Source organism: Vibrio sp. 1580 (assembly GCF_033340055.1).
This window is the reverse complement of sequence record NZ_JAWOVT010000737.1, coordinates 1-518: the sequence shown is the minus strand read 5'-3', so window position 1 is coordinate 518 and position 518 is coordinate 1. Positions and strand designations below refer to the sequence as shown.

Genomic DNA, 518 nt, shown 5'->3' with positions numbered 1-518 from the left:
ACACGCTAGAGCAAGCGCATCAACTTGGTTTGAACAACATTCCTGCTTACAGTTCGACGATGGACTACGCACCAAGCATGTTGGATGAAACGCCAACTTGGGGTCTGTACGATATTGCGGCGTTTAAGTTTGGTTACGGTCGTAAAGTCGAGACGATTCAAGATTCTTCAGGTTCAGCTCCTGCGCCTGTTGCGAAACCGGCAGACAGTGCGAGCGATGAAGACAAAGCGGCATACGCTCGTTACCTCGCTGATCAGCAAGCCTACCAACAAAGCTTTGCATACAAGTTTGGCAACAATCCAGACAACACATCGCTGATGGTGTGTTCTGAAGTGAAGGCACTAACGGGGAACGAGAAAGGCAAATCACTCTACAACTGTGACTTCAGCCGATTCGATACCGCCGCGTTGTCTGATGATCCAGAACTGAATGCGAAAACTCGTTATGGCGCACTTTACTACCTAGATAAAGTGAATGAAATTGAGCGTAAGTCTTACGATTTCTGTACCGATGGGAAC

Annotated in this window: 1 pseudogene; it reads left to right on the top strand. The window is 47.9% G+C overall.

What is annotated here, in order from left to right:
* Positions 1–518: pseudogene (locus R7093_RS28120) on the top strand (MoxR-like ATPase); the annotation flags it as partial.